General features: G+C 57.1%; 30 protein-coding genes. 20 read left to right on the top strand and 10 right to left on the bottom strand.

Features of this window, described 5'->3' with window-relative positions; translation table 11 throughout:
- Positions 1–10 precede the first annotated feature (10 nt).
- Positions 11–763 carry a hypothetical protein gene (locus GG681_RS17825; protein WP_235899686.1) on the bottom strand — a complete coding sequence of 251 codons (753 nt, stop codon included), beginning with the start codon at positions 761–763 and terminating at the stop codon, positions 11–13.
- A 146-nt stretch (positions 764–909) separates the two neighbouring features.
- On the opposite strand from GG681_RS17825, the gene GG681_RS00725 reads away from it, so the two are divergent.
- From GG681_RS00725 to GG681_RS00710, 4 genes are all read left to right on the top strand, one after another.
- Entirely contained in the window at positions 910–1,683 is a 774-nt protein-coding gene (locus GG681_RS00725) for an autoinducer binding domain-containing protein (protein WP_153544097.1), read from the top strand.
- A gap of 101 nt (positions 1,684–1,784) precedes the next feature.
- Positions 1,785–2,822: an alanine racemase gene (gene alr / locus GG681_RS00720; protein ID WP_153544095.1), complete on the top strand. Its 1,038-nt coding sequence runs from the start codon at positions 1,785–1,787 to the stop codon at positions 2,820–2,822.
- 10 nt (positions 2,823–2,832) lie between these two features.
- Entirely contained in the window at positions 2,833–3,615 is a 783-nt protein-coding gene (locus GG681_RS00715; RefSeq protein ID WP_328593246.1) for an MlaE family ABC transporter permease, read from the top strand.
- Complete coding sequence (locus tag GG681_RS00710; protein WP_153544090.1) at positions 3,612–4,358, top strand: ABC transporter ATP-binding protein; 747 nt, start codon at positions 3,612–3,614, stop codon at positions 4,356–4,358. Before GG681_RS00715 ends, GG681_RS00710 begins: the two co-directional genes overlap by 4 nt.
- Positions 4,359–4,533: 175 nt before the next feature.
- On the opposite strand, the gene GG681_RS18050 is transcribed toward GG681_RS00710, so the two are convergent.
- Positions 4,534–5,181: a DUF2726 domain-containing protein gene (locus tag GG681_RS18050; protein WP_153544088.1), complete on the bottom strand. Its 648-nt coding sequence runs from the start codon at positions 5,179–5,181 to the stop codon at positions 4,534–4,536.
- Between the two features lie 549 nt (positions 5,182–5,730).
- Here GG681_RS18050 and GG681_RS00700 point away from each other — a divergent pair.
- The 5 genes from GG681_RS00700 to GG681_RS00680 all read left to right on the top strand — a co-directional run bounded on the left by GG681_RS00700 (position 5,731) and on the right by GG681_RS00680 (position 9,524).
- Entirely contained in the window at positions 5,731–6,171 is a 441-nt protein-coding gene (locus GG681_RS00700) for a paraquat-inducible protein A (RefSeq protein ID WP_153544086.1), read from the top strand.
- Positions 6,172–6,327: 156 nt separating this feature from the next.
- The gene (gene radA / locus GG681_RS00695) at positions 6,328–7,692 is read left to right on the top strand and encodes a DNA repair protein RadA (RefSeq protein ID WP_153545117.1); all 1,365 of its coding nucleotides are present in this window, start codon (positions 6,328–6,330) and stop codon (positions 7,690–7,692) included.
- 37 nt (positions 7,693–7,729) lie between these two features.
- A complete protein-coding gene (locus GG681_RS00690) occupies positions 7,730–8,284 on the top strand; it encodes a CvpA family protein (RefSeq protein ID WP_153544084.1) in 555 nt (184 codons plus the stop codon).
- Positions 8,285–8,615: 331 nt separating this feature from the next.
- Complete coding sequence (locus GG681_RS00685) at positions 8,616–9,092, top strand: PDZ domain-containing protein (protein WP_153544082.1); 477 nt, start codon at positions 8,616–8,618, stop codon at positions 9,090–9,092.
- A gap of 237 nt (positions 9,093–9,329) precedes the next feature.
- Positions 9,330–9,524, top strand: a complete 195-nt coding sequence (locus GG681_RS00680) for a DUF1289 domain-containing protein (RefSeq protein WP_153544080.1) — start codon at positions 9,330–9,332, stop codon at positions 9,522–9,524.
- 145 nt (positions 9,525–9,669) lie between these two features.
- On the opposite strand, the gene GG681_RS00675 is transcribed toward GG681_RS00680, so the two are convergent.
- Both GG681_RS00675 and GG681_RS00670 read right to left on the bottom strand, forming a co-directional pair.
- Positions 9,670–10,452: a hypothetical protein gene (locus GG681_RS00675; protein ID WP_153544078.1), complete on the bottom strand. Its 783-nt coding sequence runs from the start codon at positions 10,450–10,452 to the stop codon at positions 9,670–9,672.
- Positions 10,453–10,503: 51 nt separating this feature from the next.
- On the bottom strand, positions 10,504–10,980 hold the full coding sequence (locus GG681_RS00670; protein ID WP_153544076.1) for a hypothetical protein: 477 nt from the start codon (positions 10,978–10,980) through the stop codon (positions 10,504–10,506).
- A gap of 485 nt (positions 10,981–11,465) precedes the next feature.
- On the opposite strand from GG681_RS00670, the gene GG681_RS00665 reads away from it, so the two are divergent.
- Positions 11,466–12,182, top strand: a complete 717-nt coding sequence (locus GG681_RS00665; protein WP_153544074.1) for a Hint domain-containing protein — start codon at positions 11,466–11,468, stop codon at positions 12,180–12,182.
- Positions 12,183–12,570: 388 nt separating this feature from the next.
- Positions 12,571–14,079: an amidophosphoribosyltransferase gene (gene purF, locus GG681_RS00660; protein ID WP_153544072.1), complete on the top strand. Its 1,509-nt coding sequence runs from the start codon at positions 12,571–12,573 to the stop codon at positions 14,077–14,079.
- On the opposite strand, the gene GG681_RS00655 is transcribed toward purF, so the two are convergent.
- The gene (locus GG681_RS00655) at positions 14,076–14,249 is read right to left on the bottom strand and encodes a hypothetical protein (protein ID WP_153544070.1); all 174 of its coding nucleotides are present in this window, start codon (positions 14,247–14,249) and stop codon (positions 14,076–14,078) included. The two genes, purF and GG681_RS00655, sit on opposite strands and share 4 nt — an antisense overlap.
- Between GG681_RS00655 and GG681_RS00650 the strand changes: the two genes are divergently transcribed.
- The 7 genes from GG681_RS00650 to GG681_RS00620 all read left to right on the top strand — a co-directional run bounded on the left by GG681_RS00650 (position 14,238) and on the right by GG681_RS00620 (position 20,211).
- Positions 14,238–14,801 carry a DUF2199 domain-containing protein gene (locus GG681_RS00650; protein WP_153544068.1) on the top strand — a complete coding sequence of 188 codons (564 nt, stop codon included), beginning with the start codon at positions 14,238–14,240 and terminating at the stop codon, positions 14,799–14,801. The genes GG681_RS00655 and GG681_RS00650 overlap by 12 nt on opposite strands.
- Positions 14,802–15,140: 339 nt before the next feature.
- Positions 15,141–15,407, top strand: coding sequence for a hypothetical protein (locus GG681_RS00645; protein ID WP_153544066.1), 267 nt, complete (start codon positions 15,141–15,143; stop codon positions 15,405–15,407).
- Between the two features lie 57 nt (positions 15,408–15,464).
- A complete protein-coding gene (locus tag GG681_RS00640) occupies positions 15,465–16,112 on the top strand; it encodes an SDR family NAD(P)-dependent oxidoreductase (RefSeq protein WP_153544064.1) in 648 nt (215 codons plus the stop codon).
- Between the two features lie 322 nt (positions 16,113–16,434).
- Positions 16,435–17,217 (top strand): 5'/3'-nucleotidase SurE, encoded by a 783-nt coding sequence (surE, locus tag GG681_RS00635; RefSeq protein ID WP_153544062.1) that lies wholly within the window; start codon positions 16,435–16,437, stop codon positions 17,215–17,217.
- Entirely contained in the window at positions 17,214–17,858 is a 645-nt protein-coding gene (locus GG681_RS00630; RefSeq protein WP_153544060.1) for a protein-L-isoaspartate(D-aspartate) O-methyltransferase, read from the top strand. Before surE ends, GG681_RS00630 begins: the two co-directional genes overlap by 4 nt.
- A gap of 95 nt (positions 17,859–17,953) precedes the next feature.
- Entirely contained in the window at positions 17,954–19,222 is a 1,269-nt protein-coding gene (locus tag GG681_RS00625) for a peptidoglycan DD-metalloendopeptidase family protein (RefSeq protein ID WP_153544058.1), read from the top strand.
- 254 nt (positions 19,223–19,476) lie between these two features.
- Entirely contained in the window at positions 19,477–20,211 is a 735-nt protein-coding gene (locus GG681_RS00620) for a VPLPA-CTERM sorting domain-containing protein (RefSeq protein ID WP_153544056.1), read from the top strand.
- A gap of 74 nt (positions 20,212–20,285) precedes the next feature.
- On the opposite strand, the gene GG681_RS00615 is transcribed toward GG681_RS00620, so the two are convergent.
- Positions 20,286–20,753 (bottom strand): MarR family winged helix-turn-helix transcriptional regulator, encoded by a 468-nt coding sequence (locus GG681_RS00615; RefSeq protein WP_153544054.1) that lies wholly within the window; start codon positions 20,751–20,753, stop codon positions 20,286–20,288.
- Positions 20,754–20,832: 79 nt separating this feature from the next.
- Between GG681_RS00615 and GG681_RS00610 the strand changes: the two genes are divergently transcribed.
- On the top strand, positions 20,833–21,408 hold the full coding sequence (locus tag GG681_RS00610) for a YceI family protein (protein ID WP_153544052.1): 576 nt from the start codon (positions 20,833–20,835) through the stop codon (positions 21,406–21,408).
- 104 nt (positions 21,409–21,512) lie between these two features.
- Here GG681_RS00610 and GG681_RS17630 read toward each other — a convergent pair whose 3' ends face one another.
- Together GG681_RS17630 and GG681_RS00605 are read right to left on the bottom strand one after the other, a co-directional pair.
- Positions 21,513–21,668 (bottom strand): hypothetical protein, encoded by a 156-nt coding sequence (locus GG681_RS17630; RefSeq protein ID WP_194287110.1) that lies wholly within the window; start codon positions 21,666–21,668, stop codon positions 21,513–21,515.
- Positions 21,669–21,881: 213 nt separating this feature from the next.
- On the bottom strand, positions 21,882–22,724 hold the full coding sequence (locus GG681_RS00605; protein ID WP_153544050.1) for an ATP-binding protein: 843 nt from the start codon (positions 22,722–22,724) through the stop codon (positions 21,882–21,884).
- A 176-nt stretch (positions 22,725–22,900) separates the two neighbouring features.
- Between GG681_RS00605 and GG681_RS00600 the strand changes: the two genes are divergently transcribed.
- Positions 22,901–23,098 (top strand): hypothetical protein, encoded by a 198-nt coding sequence (locus tag GG681_RS00600; protein WP_153544048.1) that lies wholly within the window; start codon positions 22,901–22,903, stop codon positions 23,096–23,098.
- Positions 23,099–23,159: 61 nt separating this feature from the next.
- Here the strand turns inward: GG681_RS00600 and tatC are convergent, their stop codons facing one another.
- Positions 23,160–24,059: a twin-arginine translocase subunit TatC gene (tatC, locus tag GG681_RS00595; RefSeq protein ID WP_153544046.1), complete on the bottom strand. Its 900-nt coding sequence runs from the start codon at positions 24,057–24,059 to the stop codon at positions 23,160–23,162.
- Positions 24,056–24,529 (bottom strand): Sec-independent protein translocase protein TatB, encoded by a 474-nt coding sequence (gene tatB / locus GG681_RS00590; RefSeq protein WP_153544044.1) that lies wholly within the window; start codon positions 24,527–24,529, stop codon positions 24,056–24,058. Before tatB ends, tatC begins: the two co-directional genes overlap by 4 nt.
- Positions 24,530–24,534 lie beyond the last annotated feature (5 nt).

Here is a 24,534-nt window from a genome sequence, read left to right as displayed (position 1 = left end):
GTCCTATATTTTAGGCCGTACGTTTTCTTTGCTTTTTCAAACGCAGCGCCCCCAAAGCACCGCCCCCTCCAAGCAACAGCAAGGCCGATGCGGGGAGTGGTACTGGAGCCAAATCCGATACTACTGTTGCAGATATCACAAGATCGTTGGAAGCGCTGGTAAAACCAAAGAAACCGCCATCAACCGGGTCTTCACGACCAAGATCAGAAAATGATAAAAGTAGGCGAGCACTTACAGGTGATTCAAGAATTTCTTTTTCAGGAAAGTCGGTTCCTGACCAGGCATTATCGCCATAATCCAAGTACACATATGCATAGTTAATTCTTGAATTACCTATATTATTTGTCGTAAAAGTGCGAATTTCGGACAGAATCAGGTCTGATGTAGCCGTTGTGGCGGTTGGTAGTCGATCATTAACAATGACGTAATTTAGATCAAATCTCGACGTATTGGAAGGATTACCGGTAATCCCACGAAATTCCAATCCATCGAATGCAACTACTGGCTGCTGCGTGGGGAAGTAAGCAAAATTCACAAAGTTAGGAGACCTATCGAAGAGAGGGAGGTCATTCTCACCTGGCGCGACTTCTATAGAAAAGTGAACTTCTCCATCCGAATTGGTTATGCCAAATAGATCGACATAATCATAATTCTCAAAGTTTGAAGCTGTGATGTCCAGCTTTAGAGACGCAGCACTCCCAATACATGGCGCAAGCGCCAGAAACGCTCCCAACATGGCAGCACGTGATTGAACAAACTTCATAGCACTCTACTCCTGAGTATTTATTTGAAAAACCTTCCAATAGTTGTATTTTCAAATTTCAATGAGGTACGTAACTCACAGAGTTGTTAGGGGCACTTACAGAACCCCTTAACCATCTGATTTTTTTATTTTTTTGGTTTAGAGCGATGAACTTAGAAACATCTCTTGAACAGGTTCAGAACGCGCGCACAGCTGAAGCTGCATTTACCAGTTTTGCAGCCATACTGTCCCCTCTGGGCTTTGACAAAGCAAACCACTCCTTCATAACAGATCACGCTTCGCTTGGCGCTCAGTCCAAATACGGCTTTGCCACTAGCTATCCTGCTGACTGGGTCAGCTACTACACCGAACATGGGTTCCAGAAGTATGATCCGGTTTGGGCACGTCTTTTGCGTCGCTCTGGTGCCTTCAGCTGGCGCGATGCCATGGCAGAGATGAGGCAGGACAAGCTTACTCCAGATCATGAAATAGCTGTATCTGAGCAATTTATGCGAGATGCATCCGACGCAGGTCTGGCGGACGGAATAGGAATTTCATTTATTAATCAATTCGGAGAAGTCTCGGGCATCGCCGTATCCAAGAAGATTTTTGAAAAAGATCCCTCACTTGAGGACTTTGCCAAAGTCACTGTTCTTGCAACTGCTCTGCACGACAAAATCACAAGCACGTTTTCGCAGAAACCTCCGATCGCACTGACCAAACGTGAAAAGGATGTCCTGTCCTGGGCTGCCGAAGGAAAAACAGATAGTGAAATAGCGCAACTACTCGGTGTGACACATCACACCGTAAGATTTCACTGGAATAATCTTTTTCGCAAATTTGATATGAGCAGCAAACTGTTGGTGACGATGACCGCCATTCGGAAGCGTCTGGTTCAACCGGCCAAGATCGGCACAATATATGTACCCAACAATTCCTGACATGTTCGATTGGGCGTGAGCCCCCCACAAATCCCCGCTCAACCCTCGCGGTCAGAACTTTCCCACTTGACCTGCCCCGCGCAGATGTCATGAACAAGCGCATGAGTACCGCTAAACTAACAATCGATCTCGACGCGCTGGTGACCAACTGGCGCGCGCTGGATGCAAAGACCAATTGCGAAACCGCCGCAGTGGTCAAGGCAAATGGCTACGGCCTGGATGCAGGCCGTGCGGCCACTGCGCTCGCCAATGCGGGCGCGCGTAATTTCTTTGTCGCCGTCGCCGAAGAAGGCGTGGCGCTGCGCCGTGCGCTTGGTGCGGGCCCCGGTATTTCGGTGTTCTCCGGCCATATGGAAGGCGACGCGAAACTGCTGAAAGACTTTCAACTGACGCCGATGATCAACTCGCTTGATCAATTGCTGCGCCAGATTGAAACCCTGCCCGGCCTGCCCTTTGGGGTGCAGCTTGATACCGGCATGAACCGGCTCGGGATGGAGCCCGGCGAATGGGCTGCTGTGCGTGATATTGCGCTGGGGCAAGGGCCGGTATTGTTGATGTCGCATCTGGCCTGCGCCGATGAGCCGGGCCACGGCATGAACGCGCATCAGCTTAAAACCTTCCGCGACCTCACCGATGGCATCGAAATCCCCCGCTCGCTTTCGGCCACCGGCGGGCTGCTTTTGGGACGCGATTACCACTTTGATCTTTGCCGTCCGGGCATTGGTCTTTATGGCGGCTTGCCCTTTGGCGATGCGATGCCAGTGGTGCAGCTTGATTTGCCGGTGATCCAGACCCGCGCGCTCGCCGCGGGTGAAACCGTGGGTTATGGCAATATGTGGACGGCGAAACGCCCCAGCCAGATTGCCACCGTTGCCGCAGGCTACGCCGATGGGCTTATTCGCGCCATGGGCTCGGGTGGTATTCAGCTTTATGCCGGTGACACCGCCTGCCCGGTGGTGGGCCGGGTGTCGATGGATCTCATCACCGTGGATGTCACCGATCTGGCCGAGATCCCCGCGCATCTGTCGCTCCTCACCCCAGAGCAGACCGTGGATAAGGTCGCTGATGCCGCAGGCACCATCGGCTATGAGATCCTCACCTCGCTTGGCCACCGCTACGCCCGCACCTACAAGGGATAATACCACGATGATTGCGCCCGCCGCTCTCCTTGCACGTCTGGGGCGTGCAACCCTGGCAACCCTGGCCTCTATGGGGCGGGTGTCGATCTTTGCAGGCTCCAGCTTCAGCCATATGCTGCGGCCACCGTTTTACCCGCGTGAATTCCTGGTGGCGCTGTTGCAGATCGGCTGGCTGTCGCTGCCGGTTGTGGGGCTCACGGCGGTGTTCACCGGCGGCGCATTGGCGCTGCAGATCTACTCGGGCGGCGCGCGTTTCAACGCCGAAGCGGTGGTGCCGCAGATCGTCGCCATCGGCATGGTGCGCGAATTGGGACCGGTGCTTGCTGGCCTGATGATCGCGGCGCGGGTGACATCGTCAATTGCGGCGGAAATCGCCACCATGAAAGTGACCGAACAAATCGACGCGCTGACCACATTGTCAACCAACCCGATGAAATACCTGGTGGCCCCCCGCGTGTTGGCGGCGCTGCTGACGGTGCCAATTCTGGTGGGTGTGGGTGACATTATCGGCATCTTAGGCGGCTATGTTGTGGCAACTCAGAACCTCGGCTTCAACCCGGCGGCCTATCTGAAAAACACCGTCGATTTTCTGGAGTGGCTCGACATTGTGTCGTCGCTGACCAAAGGCGCAGCCTTCGGCGTTATTGCCGCCCTGATGGGGTGTTACTACGGCATGCAATCGGGCCGCGGCGCCCAGGGCGTGGGCCGCGCCACAAAATCCTCGGTCGAGGCCGCCGCCGTGCTGATCCTCGCCGCCAATTTTGTCCTCACAGGGATGTTCTTCTCGCTATGATCCGTCTTGAAAACGTCCATAAATCCTTTGGTGACAACCAGGTGCTGCGCGGCTTTGATCTTGAGATCGCCAAAGGCACCTCAATGGTGATCATCGGCGGCTCTGGCACCGGGAAATCGGTGTCGCTGAAATCTGTGCTGGGCCTGATTACGCCCGACAGCGGCAAGATCTTTGTGGATGGCCAAGACGTCACCAAGACGGACCGCGATGCGTTTCTGGCCCGCTTTGGCATGTTGTTTCAAGGCGGGGCGCTGTTTGACTCGCTGCCCGTCTGGCAAAACGTCGCCTTCCGCCTGCTGCGTGGGTCATTGGCGCGCCCCAAAGACGAAGCCCGCGAAATCGCCATCGAAAAACTGCGCCGCGTGGGGCTCAAGGCGGATGTGGCCGATCGCTTCCCGGCTGAGCTTTCGGGCGGCATGCAAAAACGCGTCGGCCTCGCCCGCGCTATTGCCGCCGATCCCGAAATCATCTTTTTTGATGAGCCCACAACCGGGCTTGATCCGATCATGTCCGGCGTCATCAATGATCTCATTCGTGAGATCGTGGTTGAAATGGGCGCCACCGCCATGACCATCACCCATGATATGACCTCGGTGCGCGCCATTGCTGACAATGTGGCAATGCTGCACGGCGGCAAAATCCGCTGGACCGGCCCAGTGGCCGAGATGGACGCATCCGGAGACCCCTACGTCGAGCAATTCATCTCCGGCAGTGCAGAAGGACCAATTGAGGCGGTGCGCTAAACAGGCAAACCCATGGCGGCATTTTCAGGCAATGAAAGCCAACCGCTCCATGCCGCCAGCTGATATACGCCTTGCCGTGCTTTGGGAGCTGCGCCAGTTGCCGCGGGCACTATGTATTTCACCTTTTCAAAAATACTCCCGCCGGAGGCTCCTACGCCCAGCCACAGACGCAGCCCTACCCCATCTCCAGCGCGGGCTCTGCCAGATGGCGCAACATCTGGTCGCGCAGCGCGCTCAGCGCAACACCCTGTTCCACTTCCACCACCGGAATCCCGGCCCGGCGCAGCGCCTCGCGCTTTACCGCATCGCGCAGCAACACCGCATCCTGCCCCGGGTAGCTGGGCAGCGCTTCAACCACCAAAACAACCACACCTGTGGAATCCAGCACCACCAAACCAACGCGGCTTTCATAAATCGATGCAAGCGCGGCATCGCTCGTGTTCTGCGGTGCGCGCAGCTGCTGGGGCTGGATCAGCTCTCCCAGGCTGATCTGCGCCATCACCCGATGGCCCGCGCCCTGCTCATTTGCGATTTGCTCCACCTTGGACAACAGCTGAAGCTCCGATCCGTGCATCACCCTGCGCTTTTCAAAGGTGAGATCGGCCCTGAGCGGGGTGTTATCCATCGCCGCCGTACCGCCTGCCATATCACCTGCTTTATCGCCCGCCGCACCCGCTGCGGCGACCGTCTCGCGGTAAGGTCGACTGTCGCGCCCGAGCCGCTTGCGCGCACGGCGACGCGCCGCCCTCCTGCCTCCGCCCCAGTAGGACAAAAGCAAAAAGAGACCAACAGCCAACAGCAAAAGCACAAACTCAACAGACACGATACTTCTCTCAAGCAAATCCTACCCAAAGGCGAATATCGAAACACACAACACGACAGCAGATCACGGCACAACAGCAGGTGTTGCGCACCCACCGTACGCCCCACTTACGAAGGTTTCATGTCGGCGCACTAGCCTATCACACGTCCGGACAGACCACCGCCTGAGACCGAGCACAGCTCAGGCAAAACCACGGAGAAACGGGGGCCGCGCCCACCCAAGACCACCTTTCGACCGGGACTAAAACCCCCGTGACCAGGTGCAGGTGATCGCAGCATCCTGAGCGCTCTGATTGGGGAATTTCCCCGCCCCGGCCCTCCAGTTTTGGCGGCCGCCACTCTTTATACGACCCCGTCTTTGACGGCCCCGTTTTCACCTGTGAAAACAGCCATATTCAGGGCGGGACACAAGATAAAACACAAGAAACAGCAACAGGTTTATGCGCCGCAGCCCTTGGCTTGCGCGAAGGCAACCCCATGTTTAAGCCGCCTTCCGGCTTCATCCATTTTCCGCACGCGCATTTTGCCCCAGCTCTGATAGAACCAAAATATGTTATTACGCCTCGCAACCCTGTCTTTGCTGATCCTCTATCCTATTGCCTGGTCTGCGCCATTGATGCGCGCGGGGATCCTGCCGCTGTTTGGCCTGTCGGAAATCAGCGTCATCACCGGGCTGATCAGCCTTTGGGACAGTGATATTTTCCTCGCCCTTGTGGTGGCGCTGTTTGCGCTTGTTGCGCCGATGGCAAAACTCCTCGGGCTTTTGCTGGTGCAAATGGGGCACGCAAAACATCACCTGCTGCTGCATGGGCTTGGTAAACTGGCGATGGCGGATATTTTCCTGATTGCGCTTTATATTACGCTTGCCAAAGGCATCGGCCTTGTGACGGTTGAAACCGCCTGGGGGCTTTATCTTTTTACCTTCTGTATCCTCGCTTCCTTTGTTTTATCGCTGATGACCAACAAAGGGGGCTCTGCCCCCTCGGGCTGACGCCCTCACCCCCGGAGTATTTTTAAAAAGGTGAAAGTGTTGAGCACCGCGCCAGCGGTGCGCGGCCCAACAGGCGCAGATCACCGTAGGGGATCGCCCAACTGGCGGGAGCGCATGGGGCTTGAACACAAGGTGAACATCGGGCAAAGGTTCAACATGGCAAAAACAAGTTTCTCCTGCTCCAGCTGTGGAGCGTCGTTTTCAAAATGGTCCGGGCGCTGCGAAGGCTGCGGTGAGTGGAACACCATTTCCGAGGACAAGGGCCTTTCGGCTGATGGTCCGACCAAAAAGACCCTGGGCAGCAAACGCGGCCGCGCTGTGGTGCTTACCGATCTTTCCGCCACCGAGGCCCCGCCCCCGCGCATCTGCTGCGGTGTTGGCGAACTGGATCGCGTGCTTGGGGGCGGGCTGGTGGCAGCCTCGGCCATTCTGGTCGGCGGTGATCCCGGCATTGGCAAATCCACGCTCTTGTTGCAGGCCGCCGCGCGGTTTGCCCAGGCCGGGGTGAAAACCATCTATGTCAGCGGCGAAGAAGCCTCAGCCCAGGTGCGCATGCGGGCACAGCGGCTGGGATTGTCGCAGGCCCCGGTGCAGCTCGCGGCGGAAACCAATCTGCGTGATATTCTCACCACGCTGGAACGCGAAGCGCCGCAACTGGTCATTATTGATTCGATTCAAACCATGTGGGTGGACAATGTCGACAGCGCCCCGGGCTCTGTTTCCCAGGTGCGCGCCGTCGCCCATGAGCTGACAACATTTGCCAAACGCAACGGGATTTCCGTGGTTATGGTTGGCCATGTCACCAAGGAAGGCCAGATCGCAGGCCCGCGCGTGGTGGAACATATGGTTGATACCGTGCTTTATTTTGAAGGCGAACGCGGCCATCAGTTCCGCATTCTGCGCGCGGTGAAAAACCGTTTTGGCCCCGCCGATGAAATTGGCGTGTTTGAAATGACCGGCCAGGGGCTTGCTGAGGTCACCAACCCCTCGGCGCTGTTTTTATCAGAACGCGGCGAACCCGCTCCGGGATCGGTGGTTTTTGCAGGCATAGAAGGCACCCGCCCGGTTCTGGTTGAGATGCAGGCGCTGGTCGCCCCCTCGCCCCATTCGCAACCGCGGCGCGCAGTTGTAGGCTGGGACAATGCTCGCCTTGCGATGATTTTGGCAGTGCTGGAAGCGCGCTGCGGCATTCCCTTTGCCGGGCTCGATGTCTATCTCAACGTGGCGGGCGGTATGAAAATTCAGGAGCCTGCCGCCGATCTGGCGGTGGCCGCCGCGCTGCTCAGCGCCCGCGAAGATGTGTCGCTGCCCGCGGATACAGTGATTTTTGGAGAAATTTCGCTCTCAGGGGCCCTTCGCCCGGCTCCGCAGACCGAAAACCGGTTGAAAGAAGCTCAAAAACTTGGTTTCACCGCAGGGATAGCTCCAAGCGGGGGCAAGTCCGTTGCAATTGATGGGTTGCAGCTGCGCAAGACCAGTGATCTTGCCGGATTTGTCGGCGAATACTTTGGGGCCGGATAAAGTGCATTAGATTGATCGCGCAGGACAGGCGAGGGACATGGAAGATTTCACCATAGTCGACGGGGTTGTAGCCCTGGTAATTGTAGTTTCGGCATTGCTCGCCTATTCGCGCGGTTTTGTCCGCGAGGCCATGGCAATTGCGGGCTGGGTCGCCGCTGCGGTGCTGGCGTTTCTGTTTGCCCCCCAGGCTGAGCCTTTGATGGCGGAAATCCCGGTTGTCGGCGAATTCCTGGCGGACAATTGTGAGCTGGCGCTGATCGCGGGCTTCTTTGCGGTGCTGGCGGTTGCGCTGATCATTGTGTCGTTCTTTACCCCGTTGTTTTCCACCCTGGTGCAGCGTTCTGCGCTGGGTGGTGTGGATCAGGGCATCGGCTTTTTCTTTGGGGTGCTGCGCGGCATTCTTTTGGTTGCGATTGCGTTTTTTGTCTACAATGTGGTGATGACCGGACAGAGCTTTGCCATGGTGGATGACAGCCGTTCTGCGGTGGTGTTTGAACGCTTCATCGGCAAGGTCGAAGAGCGCAACCCCGAAGAGGCGCTTGGTTGGGTTACCGGCAAATATGAAGCGCTGATGAGCCACTGCGAACAGTAAGTGCGCGGCCACGCGGGTGGCTGATACGGAATAAAAAACCACCCTCGCAGCGCCCTGCGGGGGTGCTTTTGTTTAGGTGACGTGTTTAGCGCGCTGTTCCGAGGCGCTTGATCTTGGGATCAGGGTCTTGAATGCTGTTGAAATGGGGTGTCGGCTGTGAGCCCAGAGGAACGGGTGCTGCACGGAGCACCAATGACCCGTTCCCCAAAGCAGAGGCCAAAAAATGTGACAGCAGGATCCGACCTACGAAGGCTAGCATCGAGTTGGCCGCAAGTTTATAAAGCGCTCAAAGGGATGCTAAGCAAGTCCTGAAACTTTTTAGGGAACGGCTATGCTTCTATCAATAAAGATAGGTCTACTCGCAATTATCTTCGTAGTTACAAGCGGCTCCTTCTTTAATGAAAGATTCAAGAAAAATCCGTGTTTAGTTGCCATTGCGATAGGCTTCTCCATAGTCAGCACTTTTTATTTGGGGCGCAGTATCTACAATGATCTGATCATCGACGTTGCAGGCTCAATCGGTGTACCAGCCCAGCCTTCAGAAGACTTCATTCAAATTGATGGCCTTAGCCTGTTCCTCGATGGCGATAACGTCAGGGTGACAGGCATAGCGGCGGGTGCCGCCGCTGGTGTTTCAGGCCTTCGAGCTGGAGATATCATCACTAGAGTCGACAACACGCCTCTTCATAGACCTTCTGACTTTATAACAGCCGAACGCGGCGCATTCGCACGTGGGCAGAGAAGCATAGAGGTACACTTCTTGAGAGATGGCAGGCAGCGGGCGACCCTACTTACGCTCAGACGATAGCCTGAGCAAGAACTGAAGAGAGCGCAATAAGTGGATGACAAACAACCTCTTAAAACGCAGCTTGCCATCCAAAGCAGTCATTCGCGCGGCTATGGCGAAAGCTAACTTCGTCCGCCTCTTTCCCATTAAGGTCTACCGCGCTGCAGGGTCGGTTTATATTCCGCGCTGCCCGATGTGTTCTTTGCCGGGCTCAGCCGCTATGTTGACCTTCTGCTCTGCAATCATAAGTTCACAAAAATGAAAAAACGAAAAAGTCCCTGCATTGATGTATGCGTGTTTACTGGCCCAGGTGGCTGGTGTCTTGGCTGTGGCCGCACACGGGAAGAGTGCGCGAGATGGAAGAAAATGAAACCCTATGAAGCAAAAATCATTGAGAAAGAGCTCAATCGGCGCATGGTAAAAATCGCGTCAATCGCGCCGAAGGTCGAGTAAAGCATGTGGGGGAATGTTTCCGTTGCACCTGCTTTCACGGCACTTTGGCAACAGGGCGCGGGAGGAGCGGTTCCAGACTGGCAGGCGCGCGCATCATTTCAAGAACTGCCCGCTGTAGCGCCCCGCTCTGGTGCGATGTCCGGCCTTAATAAGGCGCGGTGAATTCGGCGGTGTTGCTGACCTTTGGCAGATCAAAATTGGCATGCGCGCGGGCGCCGAACTGGCAGGCGAAACCATTGCCGTTATCTTCGATCGACAGGGTTTTGGACGCAAAGCGAAACACCAAGCGGCAGGGCTCATCGCCACCTTCGAGCACCGCGTCATGCACATAGGAGCCATCTGCGGCCAAACCCGCCTGCCCCAGAAACCACGCCGAGTGATAGGTCGGCCCCACCACAAAATCAAAACCCACGAGGATCTGGGTGGCGGAGAGTTCAACCACATTGACCGTACCGCCGTTGAAGCCGATTTCATAATTGGGGGCAAATAGCCCATTTACCCAATAGCGGCCTGTCTCATACTTGCCGGTTAGCGTATCGCTCACCTCAGGCTGTGGCGCTGGGGCAAAGAGATCAGCGGTGGTGCCGTTGACCGGTGACAGCTCCACCTCATGATCAGAGCTTTCATTGACCCAATAGCCGCGCAAGATTTGGTCTGTGTGGTTGAGATAAAACTGCCCGGTGACCTTACCCGAAAGGCTCTCTTCCAGCTGCAATGCATCGCTGGCAAAGCTTTCACCATTGAGGGTGATCCAACTGGTTTTGCCTTTGTAACGATAGCGGCCTTCGACGTGATCCCCTATGGGATCGCCTGTGCGTTCAAGCTGAAGCTCAATCGCATAAGGGCCAATGGTGCCGGTAAATTCAACTGGTGCAGCCGAGGCACCGGTGGCGGCCAAAAGGGCCAGGAGGCTGATTTGAAATCTCATGCCAAAACTATAGGGAGCGGGCTATTGGTTTTCCAGCGGTTGCGCAGGCGTTCACATATTTTTGCCCGGCGGATCGCGTACTATAAATGCCTCTGGTGCGGCGAGGCGCGCGCCGAGCCAGAACAGCGCGCCATAGGCAAGGCCAAACCCGGTCCCGATAATCTGGCCCTGAAATTCCAGCTCTAAGATGTAGGCAAAAAACACATAGCCCACCACAGCACCCGACAGGATCGCACTGAGCCATCCAGCGCGTCCCCATCGCATGGCGAGCCTTGCCAGTGGCACCGCCAGCAACAGCGACGGCAGCACGCCAATCAGGGTCAGCGTCATTAAAACGGCGAACTGCTCCAGCAGGTCTGCAGCGTTTCCCCACCCCAGAACAGTGGCGAGTTTGGACAAAGCGCCCGCACAAGGTGCAAGCCCAAACGGCACCAGCAAGACAGCAGCGCAGCCTGATGCAAGCGCCCGGATGCGCAGCCCATTGTGGGGGATGGGTGTGGTTTTAACGGGGGGCCAGTTTTGCAGCATAGATGATCATTTGAAATTTCATCCACAGCATAGGACGCAGGCGCCGCGATGCGCAGTCACGTTCGGTTGATAAGCGGCCCTAGGGCGCATGAACCATCTGCACTGGGGCTAGCGCGCGCAGCGTTTATGATGGCTTTACGCGACTGTTTCAAAGGCTGTGCGCCCTGTTTGGCCTTGTAAGTGAGCCGTCAAATAAACTTTGATCACAGGTTTACCAACATTAACATCACCAAACCGTGTTAACCTTTTATTAACAAACAAGAATCGCAGATCCGATTCTGAGTTACCCACAGGCAAAAATCGGCCCAAAATCGTTAACACAGCGTCGAAAACCACGGGCAAAAGTTAACAAACTCCCAAAAATCACGCGATTTTCACTAAAAACTGAACAATTTCCAAATTGGCCGCAAGGCTGCCCCATTTCGGTCCCAATTCGGGTGCCACTTAGGCTCAACAAGAACACGGGCACTCAGAAGGGGCAGCAAATGTTTCTCGATCACATGAACGCATTCTACGATTTCCAGCCGGTTTCCTATAAAGCCGATGCATTCGTGGCCGCTGATCTTGTGGCTGAGCGCCCGGTTGCAAAGCCTTCTGAAACCCCGCGCAGCCGCACCGGTGGCCTGCTGCCACATACAATGGTTGAAGGTGAGCACGGTTATGTGCAGGCGCGCAACCTGAAGGCCGGTGATCTGGTCTGCACTCTGGATGGTGGCCTGCAGGAAGTGGTTGCAGTGAAACATTCGGTGCCGCGCCTGACCCCGATGATGCATGTGCCTGCGGGCGCGCTTGGCAATGATCGGGCGATGGATATGCCTGCGGATCAGATTGTTGCCCTGGAAGAGCATGTGGCCGACGCGCTGTTTGATGTGCCGGTGGTTCTGGCCAAGCTGGTGAGCCTTGCAGGCTACAATGGCATCAAACCCGCCCTGCCCCAGCGCATGGCACGCATTCACGTTACTTTTGCCGAAGAAGAGTTGATCTGGGGCGAATGTGGCATGCTGTTTCATGCGGCCGACGCCGAAGCCGAGAGCGGCTATTGGATGCTGACGCTGAACGAAAGCCGTCAGCTCGTGAACGGTGCAAACGGGCAGGATCTGCCGGATACCTCTGAGATTGTTGAAAAACTTTCGGCCAATATCCAGCTTGGTGCCTGGGCTGCCCCTGCGATCAGCGCGCTGCCTTTTGGGCTTGCGGCTTAAAACATCCCCCCACACTCCCCCATAGTTCACCGTCAAAACAGTGCCCTTGTGGCGCTTTTTTGCGTATTTGGCCCCTTGGAAGCGGCAATCTCTTTGTGATCCTTTGATGACAACCCGCGAGAGACGTTCTATGGGGATTGCGAACACAGGAAACGGATTCGGAGTTTGATCGCCTTGCGGCTGCTGCAAGCGCTGCCACCCGGTCTTTTTATCAAGGGTTCACGCGCCAAACGCCTGAACCTGATGTTATAAAGACTTGCGTATACTGGACAGTTTGCAGTTTCAGGCCCTGGTGCCTGTTAGACAATGCCTGATCACAGGCATGTTTTGGCACGGGTGAGAAAGCCGCGAACGGACAGCAAAGCCTAAGCAGGATTGGAGCCATGCTATGTGCGGTATTATGGGGATCGCAAACCGGAACACGGATGTCTTTGCGGAGATGTACGACGGGCTGCTGATGCTGCAGCACCGGGGCCAGGATGCATCGGGCATTGTGACCTACAACGGTGAATTCTTCCGCGAACGCAAAGCCAATGGTCTGGTCAAAGATGTCTTTGGCCCCGAAGACGCGGCCACCCTGACCGGCCGTATCGGCATGGGTCATGTGCGCTACCCGACGGCGGGTTCATTGAGCGCCTCAGAGGCGCAGCCGTTTTTTGTAAACGCGCCCTATGGCATCTACCTCGTGCACAACGGCAATATCACCAATACCGCCGAGCAGGCCGAAAAGGTCACCGCGAAATACAGCCGTCATCTGCGCACCACGTCTGATTCAGAGATCTTGCTGAACGTTCTGGCCGACAAGGTCGCCGATGCCATCAAGGTGAACGGCGCCGGTGAGCCGATCCGCAATATCTTTGCTGGTGTGAAAATGACCATGGAGCGGATCCAGGGTGCCTATTCGGTGATCTGCATGATTGCAGGTGTGGGCATGCTGGCGTTTCGCGACCCGCGCGGCATTCGTCCGCTCTCCGTCGCCAAGCGTGACAGCCAGGATGGGGGCGAAGATTACGCTTTTGCCTCCGAGGATGTGGCCTTTGGCATCAACGGGTTTGACAAGATCCGCGATGTAAAACCGGGCGAAGCGGTCCTGATCGATCTGGATGGCAATATGCATTGCCATCAGGCGGTTGAAGGTGAGCTGACGCCCTGTATCTTTGAATATGTCTATCTGGCACGCCCCGACAGCATGCTGGATGGTGTATCGGTTTACAAAACCCAGCTGCGCATGGGTCAAGCGCTGGCAAAACAGATCCAGGATGCAGGGCTTGAGATCGACAGCATCATCCCGGTGCCCGATTCTGCCCGTCCCGTGGCGCTGGAAGTGGCCAATGCCACCGGCATCCGCTACCGCGAAGGTCTGGTGAAGAACCGCTATGTGGGCCGGACCTTCATTATGCCCGGTCAGGAAGAACGCCAGAAATCGGTGCGTCGTAAGCTCAACGCGATTCCTTTGGAATTTAAGGGTCTGAACGTGCTGCTGATTGATGATTCCATCGTGCGCGGCAACACCATCAAAAAGATCGTGCAGATGTGTCGCGAAGCGGGTGCGAAGAAGGTCTATATTGCCTCGGCCTCTCCGCCGGTGAAATTCCCCAATGTCTATGGCATCGACATGCCCACCAAACATGAGCTGATCGCCAATGGGCTGAGCGTGGATGAGATCCGCGAAGAGCTGGGTGCGGATGCGCTGTTTTATCAAAAGCTTGATGATCTGATCTGGGCCGCCAAAGAGGGCAACCCAGAGATCGAGATGTTTGACTGCTCCTGCTTTGATGGCAACTACATCACCGGTGTTACGCCGGAATATCTGGACGCGCTGGAAAACAGCAGCCGGGTCAGTGCCAAGATCAAGGATATGCCCGAGGGGGCAGATAAAAAGGAAGCCGTGGGTTAAACCGCACCAAACGCCGGGGTCAGCGAGTTCAAACGAGGGTTTGTAACTTTGGCTGAACCGGCGTAAGAGGCGCTCCACATCAGTAATACAAAGGCGCTGATCGCGATCAGCGTCTTTTTCTTTTGGCCCCAGGCGGGGCCTGCGCGATAGGAAAGAAATTGGATCTGCATTTTGCCCGGCTCTTAAACTCAACCCGCACCTGCCGGTCGAGTGGAGCCACGTTTTCGCAATTGCTCAGCCTGTCGTGTGACCGGCCTGACATCTGCAGCGATGAGCTGGTGGTGCAGGACAATTCCGCCATCCTCAGCGAACACGGCGATGTGCTGACCGACGATTTCTGCCGTCTCGGCAGCCTGCAGTTTCTGCGCGCAACCCTGGCGTTGCCGATCCAGGACAGCGGCGGCACCGAGTTTATTCTCAGCACCTGGGCCAGCGTGTCAGAGGAAGATTTTGACGCCTACCTCGATATGCTCGACATGCAGGAAAGTGAAAGCTACGGCACCCGCCCGGCCTGGCTGGCCAATGCCATTCCGCTGCAGGAAGGGCCGCCGCCAATGGGGCGGATCCGGGTGCGCTGCGACAGCCAGTATCCCGACTATGAGATCATGGAGACCGAACACGCGCTTTATAATCTGCAGGCGCGTGGGCTCAGCTTTGAAGAGCTGCTGGAGATGCTGCAGGCCTATGGCCATGATATCCCGTCGCTGATTTATGATGCCTGATCTTTATGATGGCTGACCTTTATGATGACTGATCGCAGGGGCTCATCCCGCTACCTGCGTGCTGGCCTTGTTTTGCCTGATAAGTCAGATCCGCCTGTTGGGTCAGATCCATACCGTACGGCTCCATGCTGTGCAGCTCCATATCGGGCGACCCCACACCGGGCCGCGATTGATACCCCGGCCTAAAAACACCGCCTGATTGCATCTGGGCAGGCTTGCGCTGAGCCTGCGCGCCACAATCGGCTGGGTTTTGCCTGCATGGGCCGCCCCTCTTACCGCGCCCAAAAGGATCTGATAGCTGCTCGCCCCAGATTTCTTCTGCCAGAGAGTATCGCCCAAATGGACGCCAAAACTGCCAAGACCTCAACCCGTGTTGCCCGCACCGCCACCCAAGCAGATGCGCTGCCGACCCAAGGCATGGTGCTGATCGGTATTTTTGGCTCCGAAAGCGCGCCTGAAGCCTTGCTGCGGTTTCCCAGCGGACGTCTGCGCCGGGTCAAACCCGGCAGCCGCCTGTCTGCGGGGGTGATTGAGGCCATCGATAGCTCGAGCCTGATCCTGAGCAAAAATGGCCAGAACAAACGTCTGAAGATCCCCGGCAGTTAGTCGCACCCTGCGCGCATGCTCTTGACCGCCGCCGCCTGAGCGCTCAAAAACGCAGCTATGACACAACAGCTAGCATTGATCACCGGGGCCTCACGCGGTCTGGGTGCAGCCCTCGCCGAAGCCCTCGCCCCGACCCACCACATTGTTGCGGTGGCGCGCACCACTGGCGCGCTTGAAGAGCTTGATGACCGCGTCAAAGCCAAAGGCGGCGCGGCAACGCTTGCGCCGATGGATATTACCGTAGCTGATGCCATGGCGACGCTGTGCCGGGGTATTCATGACCGCTGGGGCAAGCTGGATCTGTGGATCCATACCGCCATTCACGCAGCGCCGCTGACACCGGCCAATTTCATTGCGCCAAAAGACTGGCAGAAAAGCGTTGATATTAACACCACCGCAACATCCGTGCTGATCCCCTATGTGGCGCCGCTTTTGGGGGCTGAGGGCAAGGCGGTGTTTTTTGATGATCCGCAGGCGGGGCAGAAGTTTTTTTCCACCTATGGCGCGACAAAGGCGGCGCAGATCGCAATGGCCCAAAGCTGGCAGGCGGAAACCGCGCGCACCGGCCCCAAGGTTGAGATCCTGACACCCGCGCCGATGCCCACAGCATTGCGTGGCCGGTTCTTCCCCGGCGAAGACCGCAGCGCACTGGCCACCACCCATGAAGAAGCAGCGCGGCTGTTGCCCGAAATTCTGGCCCGCTAATTCTAACCGTCTACTTCTAACCCGCTCATCTTGGCCCACTCGGGGCTTTGACGCGCAACCGCCTCACACGTCAGTGTGAGGCCACGCCCAAGGCTTATTGGACAGCATCTGCGATGCTGATCCAAAGGCGCGGGAGCCCTGGCCCCGCTGCATCTCTGTAAGACCTTCTGTTTGGCGCGCGGCTTAACCCACTGTTTGGCCCACTGTTTGGCCATCTGTGTGGCTTTGGCGCGCATTCTCTAGGCTTTGCCGCCTCAGCCCTCTTGCCCGAACGGGGATGAGACCATATTCAGTTTGCAAACACCCCTCTAAGAGAGCTGACATGCGCATCCTGATCACCAACGACGACGGCATCAACGCCCCTGGCCTTGCTGTACTGGAAGAGATTGCAACCACTCTGGCCGGCCCCGAGGGCGAGGTCTGGGTCGTGGCACCCGCTTTTGAACAATCCGGTGTTGGTCATTGCATCAGCTACACCCGCCCGTTCATGATTTCCGAACTTGGCCCGCGCCGCTTTGCTGCTGAAGGCTCTCCTGCGGATTGTGTGCTGGCGGGCTTGCACAATGTGCTTGGTGACATGAAACCTGATCTGATCCTGTCGGGGGTGAACCGCGGCAACAATTCAGCGGAAAACGCGCTCTATTCCGGCACTTTGGGTGGCGCACTTGAAGGCGCGTTGCAGGGCATCCCCTCTTTTGCGCTGTCGCAATACTATGGCCCGGGCAACCGCGATCTTGCCAATGCATTTGAAGCCTCAGCTGCGCATGGTGCCGCGGTGATCCAAAAGATCTTGGCCGCAGATGTGGCAAATTCCAGCGCCTATCAGCTGTTTTACAATATCAACTTCCCGCCGGTTGCTGCCAAAGACGTCAAAGGCATCAAAGTCACGCCGCAGGGTCTGCGCAGCGGCCAGCGGTTCTCGGCAGAAGAGACCCAGTCGCCAAACGGGCGCCGCTACACCTGGATCAAGGGTGGCGATCAGCACAGCGCTACCTTTGGCCCCTGTGACGCCACCGCCAATATGGATGGCTATATCTCAGTGACGCCGATGCGGGCTGATTTCACCGCCCATGATGTGCTTGAAGCGTTGACGTCTGTGGAATGAGCCTGACGCCCGAAATCCAGATGCAGTTTCTCTTTGCGCTGCGCTCCAAAGGCGTGACCGACCAGCAGGTGCTGGGCGCAATGGAAGCTGTGGATCGGGGGCAATTTGTGCGCGGTCTGTTTGCGGACCGCGCCTATGAAGACATGCCGCTGCCGATTTCCTGCGGCCAGACCATTTCGCAGCCCTCGGTCGTGGGGTTGATGACACAGGCCCTGCAGGTGAGCGCGCGTGACACCGTGCTTGAGGTGGGCACGGGTTCTGGCTATCAGGCGGCGATCCTGGCGCGGCTGGCGCGCCGGGTCTACACCATTGACCGCCACGCGCGTCTGGTGCGCGAAGCGCGCGACGTGTTTGAGGCGCAGTCGATTGCAAATCTCACCTCGCTTGTGGGGGATGGATCGTTTGGATTGCCCGAGCAGGCCCCGTTTGATCGCATTATTGTGACCGCTGCGGCCGAAGATCCACCGGGACCACTGCTGGCGCAGCTCAAGGTTGGTGGCATAATGGTTGTGCCTGTTGGCCAGTCAGATCATGTGCAATCGCTCATTCGTGTGCATAAAACCGCCGATGGGCTGGAATATGACGAGCTGCGCGAGGTTCGTTTTGTACCTTTGCTTGAGGGATTGGGCAAAGACACCTAAAGAACACAAAGGTAAATGTGTTGCCCGTCTTTTGGGCAATCGGGTTTTCTGGCGAATTCCTTCGGTGAAAAGGACGCCTTTTGAGGAGAGCGATGATGACAGTGAACAGCCCACGCCGCAGCGTAGCTTTGTGCTTTGGTTCCGCAGCACGCTCCGCCTCTGTGCGCACAGTTTCGGTGCGCAGCCTTTCAGCCCTGAGTTTGGTGGCGCTGTTGGCGGCCTGTGATGGCAGCCCGCTTGATTATGATCTGCGCGGCCGCGTTGGTGGTTTCAGCACTGCCGAGGCCGCCCAGGTTGCAACCGGCAACCGCCCGGCCAGCGATGAACGCGGGCTGATCACCTACCCCTCATATCAGGTGGCGATTGCGCAGCGCGGCGACACATTGTCAACGGTTGCTGGCCGCATTGGCCTGCCGGTGTCTGAGCTTGCGGCCTTTAACGGCATGCAGCCCGAAGATGGCTTGCGCCAAGGCGAAGTGATCGCCCTGCCCCGCCGTGCGCCTGATGTTGTGCCACAATCTGATGTGGTTGCCCCCGGTGGCGTCGATATTGCCGCCCTTGCAGGCCAGGCGATCGAGACCGCGCCGCTGACATCGAACAATCCGGGTTCTGTCACCCCAACCGTGATCCAGCCGACCCCGCGCCAGCCTTCCAGACCGCTGGCGGTGCAGGATGGGCCTGAGCCGGTGCGCCATAAGGTCGAGCGCGGCGAGACGGCATTTACCATTTCGCGCCTCTATCAGGTGCCGGTGAAATCGCTGGCGGAATGGAACGGGCTTGGCAGCGATTTCTCGATCCGCGAAGGTCAGCATCTGCTGATCCCGCTGAAAAACCGCCCGGCCCCCCGCAAACGCCCGGAAACAGCGGTGGTGGCCGCGCCCGGCACGGGCAGTGACACCCCAACACCGCCGAGTTCCACCAAACCTTTGGTGCTGCAAGATGAGCCCGCCGCGGCCAGCGCACCCAAGGTGGAAAAACCCAAGGTAGATGTGCCAAAACCAACGCAGAAATCTTCGGCTGCAATGGTTTATCCGGTGCAGGGCAAGATCATTCGCACCTATTCCAAAGGCAAAAACGACGGCATTGATATTGCAGGTCCTGCCGGTTCCACCGTGCGCGCCGCCGATGGCGGAACCGTGGCGGCGATCACCAAGGATTCCAATGGCATCCCGATCATTGTGATCCGCCACGATCCCAAAGTGCTGTCGGTCTATGCCAATGTGGATCAGATCGAGGTCAACAAAGGCGACAAGGTGCGCCGGGGCCAATCGATTGCGACGCTGCGCTCTGAGGCAAACCCCTATGTGCATTTCGAAGTGCGCAACGGTTTTGATAGTGTTGATCCGCTGCCTTATCTGAACTGATCTGATTGCAGCTGCAAAGGCGCATGTCTTGTGCGGGGGGGATCCCTTTGGGGTGCCCTATGGATGCTGTGCATCCCTGCGGCAGGTACGCGCCCGCGTGCTGAGCCAATTGGCAACCTATCACCTAACAACCGATAGTCGCTTTTTTACATCCCCTTAACACTTTGGGAAGATCGCATCTGTTTTCCCCTTACCGTTGAGAATGAAGCTGGTAGCGGTGGCCTCGTAACACGAGATCAACTTATAGGTACAAAATGATTTTTTCAAAATTTGCACCGGTTGTTGCAGCTGCTACTTTGGCGACGACGATGGCTGCACCGGCTTTTTCTGCAACCTTTACCCTCTTCACCGACAGCGCGGCCTTTAATGCTGCAGCAGGCGCGCTTGCTGTTGAAAGCTTTGACGGTGCCGCGAGCAGCTTTGCGGGTAACTCGACCGGCAATGTAATCAGCGCAGATACAACTGTTGATGTGCTTGGCAATGGTGACAACACTCCGATCGGTGAGAGTGGCGATGGCTTTTTCACCGGTGAGGTCGACAGCAGCGACAAGGTGAGCAGCGATGGTGCCGACATTCGCTTTAACACCGGCAGCATCTTTGGCTTTGGCCTGACCGACATCGAAGACAACAACGGCTCCTCCACATTTGATGTGACCGAGATCGGTGTCTCCTTTGGCGGTGAAAACTGGCTGTTCAGCGACATTCTGGGGCTGACAGATTCTGCAACCGCAACCGCAGAGATCCAATCCATCAGCCGTCCTTTTGTGTCGTTCATCGGCATTCTGTCTGACACGGCTTTTGATGGCTTTACCCTGGTTCACGGCAACACCTTTACCGATCTGGAAGGCAGCTCTAACGAAGGGTTCAAGTTCAACGAGCTGAAGCTGGCAGTTAACAACACCGCCCCCGCTCCGGTCCCGCTGCCTGCGGGTCTGCCGCTGCTTCTGGCGGGTCTTGGCGCATTTGGCCTTATCCGCCGTCGCCGCTGATATCTAAGTGTAGGTTAACCAGTCACAAGGCCCGGCAGCATCTGCCGGGTCTTTTGCATTTGGGTGCAGGCGGATCAGTCGGGAGTGCTGACCTTGCGCAGGGCCTGGGCCACGGCGGCAGGATCGCTGAGCTGCGCCAGCGGGTTCAACCTTTGCTCAAGGGCTTTGCCGTAGATTTTCCAGATGTCGCGGCGCGCCTCAATCCCCGCAGACGTGAGGCGCAGCACCCGGCCACGTTTGTCATCCGTGGCGGTGTCGATTGTCAGCAATCCGGCCGCGGCCATCCGTTTGGCCATATGCGACAGCGCCGAGGGTTCAAACAGCAGATCCTTGACGATTTCGGCCGGGCGCGCCGCGCCGCCTTGCTGTTCGATCGACCACAGCACATCATACCAGGTGAGCGGCGGCAGATCTTGATCCCGCAGCAGCTTGTTCACATCCCTAAGCAAAGACAGCCGCGCCTGGTTGAGCGCAACCCAGATCGCCACGTGATCGCGATCTGGTGCGGGCTCTGGGGCTGTCACGTCTGTGTGAGTGTTCATATTCGCTCCTAGCGTTTTGGCGTGGTCTCCATTTACATGACGACATCAACTACCTTATTGCGATCCATTGGAGAACACCATGCGCACCCTCATCACCGCTGCAATTTTTTCCGCTCTCGCCCTGCCTGCCTTTGCCGAGAGCCGTATCTACAAGACTGACCCCGGCCATACCGAAGTGCGTTTTGGCTGGGACCACGCAGGCGTCAGCTTTCAACATGGTGAGTTCGACCGGGTCGACGGCGCGCTGAGCATCGATCTGGACGCGCCAGATGGGGCCACGCTTGAGGTCACGATTGATGCAGGCTCGGTGTCTTCGGGGGTTGGGGTGCTGGATGACGATCTCAAAAGCAGTAATTTTCTCTCAGTTGCCGACCATCCCAGCATTCGCTTTGTTTCAACCGGGGTGACCCAGACCAGCGACACCACCGCAGATGTGGCCGGTGAAGTGACGCTGCGGGGCATTACCGTGCCTGCAACATTAAAAGTGGAGCTGATCCACAATGGCCCCCATCCGGTGGCGCAGTTTTTTGACTCATACAAAGGGGATTGGCTGGGCTTTCGCGCCAGCACCAAAATCGACACTGCGCCCTTTGGTTTTGCCGCGCCGGTGGGCACGCTCAGCTTTGATATTTCCACGGAAATGAAAGCGCAGTGATTTTATGATGTTAGGGGGCACGCCTGAGAGGGCGGCCCCCTGATGTGTTTGGGGTGGCTCTCTCAAGAAAAGCCAGTGGCAGATCCGGGATCACCCCCAACCGATTATGCAGCCGAAGAGCTGTTTTTTGCTGCTTTTTCTTTGTCTCTCTTGGCTTCGTCATGGTGCCATTTGATGGCGAAATACATTCCGATGCCCAGCACGATCAATTTGAAGGGAAAAAAAACCAAAGGGAAAAAATCGACCCAACCCACATCCATTGTACGATACCACGCTGTTTTGTGACGTTATTTATACTGCGCAGCGCTACTCCAATAATGTTACATGCGAAATTCGCCATATTGACGCAGACCGCTGTCAGGTAGCGTCACATAGGGGGACGAGCATTCTGTTAACGCGCTCATTTGGCTAAACTTTTCCAAACCCTGACGATTTGGCCTGCGCTGTGGGATGACACTCTGCCACCCCTACACCTAACCCGCTGTAACCCCGTGGCGGCCTGCGAGGTCGCAGAAGAATTGCCAGGCAACACGGCCTGAACGCCCGCCGCGAGTGGCCTGCCATTCGATTGCCTCGGCGCGTAAAACATCCGGGGCAATGCTGAGGTCATGGGCGTTGCAGTAGCCCTGGATCATCGCAAGGTATTCGTCTTGGTCGCAGGGGTGGAAGCCCAGCCAGAGACCAAAGCGATCAGAGAGCGATACTTTCTCTTCTACCGCTTCAGACGGGTTGATCGCGCTGGAGCGTTCGTTTTCGATCATATCGCGTGGCATCAGGTGGCGGCGGTTGGAGGTTGCGTAAAACAGTACGTTTTCCGGGCGACCTTCGATCCCGCCATCCAACACCGCCTTGAGGCTTTTGTAGTGCTGGTCATCGTGGCTGAACGACAGGTCATCGCAAAACAGGATAAACCGGTAGGGTGCGCCGCGCAGGTGATTGAGCAGCCGCGCCACCGATGGCAGGTCTTCGCGCTGGAGTTCAACCAGTTTCAGGTCAGCGTGGTCTTGGATCAGCGCGCCGTGCACCGATTTGACCAGGCTTGATTTCCCCATGCCACGCGCGCCCCACAAGAGCGCATTATTGGCGGCAAAGCCCTGCGCAAACTGGCGGGTATTGTCGAGCAGCGTATCACGCGACCGTTCAATGCCCACCAAGAGATCGAGATCCACACGCGCGACCTGTGGGACCGGCTGCAGCTGATCGGGCTCTACATGCCAGACAAAGGCTTCGGCGGCGGCGAAATCAGGGGCAGCCAGCGGCGCAGGGGCCATCCGCTCCAGCGCGTCCGCGATACGGGTCAATGTGGTGTCATCCATAGGGGCGTCCTTTCGTTGCCCGATTTAAAACCATGTTCCGGCGGGCACGACAAGCATTGTTGGCTGTGGCGATAGTTGCAGGGCTGTTTGCCAGCGCCTGCCTGTGCCCTAGCTTATCTGCGAGGGCGGTTTTGCCCTGAAGACGAGACAGGACAACGGACACAAAGGACACGCCCATGCTTTATCCAATTGCATCACTTGAAGGTGAGACGCTGAACGCGATCAAATCATTGGAACAGGAACTTGGCAGCCCGGTGGTGGCACTGGCAGAGGTGGATGTGACATCTGCCGATTTGGAAGATGAAAAGATCGCCAAGCTCAAGAAGCTGGAGGATGAGCTGGGGCTGGTATTGGTGGCGCTGCGGGCCAACTGACCCTAGGCCATTGCAAAAAAACGCCCCGCTTTGGACGGGGCGTTTTTAGTCTCAGAAGAGCTTATTCATTCAGATCTTCATCCAGATCTTCGTCGTCGTAATAGCCTTCGGCGCGCAGTTTGGCTTCGCGTTTCTTCTCAACCCGGCCCACAAGGAAGATCGAGATTTCATAAAGCCCGTAAACCACAGTGAACAGGATCAGCTGGGTCACAACATCCGGCGGAGTTACCAGTGCTGCCAGCACCAAAATGGCCACCACCGCGTATTTGCGCACGCTGCCAAGCCCTTCGGCGCTAACCAGACCCACCTTGCCCATCAGTGTCAAAAGCACCGGCAGCTGAAAACAAAGCCCAAAGGCCATGATGAATTTCAGCGTGATATCAAGGCTTTCGTTCACTTTACCAAAGAAGGTGATTTTGATCCCTTCGCTGCTGGCAGGCACCACCGCAATATCATCGGGGATGTCACCGGTGGCCGATGACAGCAGATTGGCAAAGATTGAACTGACGTCGGCAAAACCCAGGAAGAACTGCATCGCCAGCGGTGTCACTACAAATTGGGCAAAGCTTGCACCCAGGATGAACATGAAAGGCGAGGCAATCATAAAGGGCAGAAAGGCGCCTCTTTCGTTTTTGTAAAGCCCGGGGGCCACAAACCGCCAGAGCTGGTAGCCGATCACCGGAAACGCCAGGGCAAAGCCAAACACCATGGAAATCCGGAACAAGGTGAACAGATATTCCTGCGGCGAGGTATATTGCAGCGTTGGGGATGGATCACCAAGCTCACGCAGGGTCTGTTCAATCGGGGCGACCAGGAATTGCAGGATCGGTTCTGCCACCACAAAGGCCAGAACGATGCCCACAATAAAGGCCCCCACCGCGCGGATCAGCCGGGTGCGCAGCTCTGCCAGATGTTCGATCAGCGGCGCGGCGCTGTCATCAATGTCATCGCTGTGGCTCATGTATCGTCTTTCTTCAGAGCGGCCTCGGCCTGTTCGGCGGCAGCCATTGCCTCCTGGGCTTCGCGCGCCTTGCGTTCGGCGGCGGCGCGGGCGCTGGCGGCCTCGATGCGTTTGGCGGTTGCGGCGCGCTCTGCGTCAAACTCGGGCCGGTTTTCAGGCTGGTCCGGATCTGCAGCGCTGCCAAATTTGGTGGGATCAAAGCTTTCGCGCAGATCCTGTGCCGCGTCGCGCATGGTGTCTGAAACCGCGCCCATGGGGTTTGAGGCGGTTTTCAACCCCTTCGCCATGTCTTTGACACCGGTCTCATCGGCGGCGTCATTCATGGCGCGGCTGAATTCACGCGCCATGCCGCGCGCTTTGCCCACAAACCGGCCCACATTGCGAAACAGCACCGGCAGATCCTTGGGGCCGACCACAATCAAGGCCACCACCCCAATGACCAGCATTTCGGTCATTCCGAGGTCAAACATGCGGG

It is taken from the genome of Tritonibacter aquimaris (assembly GCF_009617595.1).
In the GTDB taxonomy this organism is placed as follows: domain Bacteria; phylum Pseudomonadota; class Alphaproteobacteria; order Rhodobacterales; family Rhodobacteraceae; genus Epibacterium; species Epibacterium aquimaris.
The sequence above is the reverse complement of the archived record's forward strand: the minus strand, read 5'-3'. Positions and strand labels throughout refer to the sequence as shown.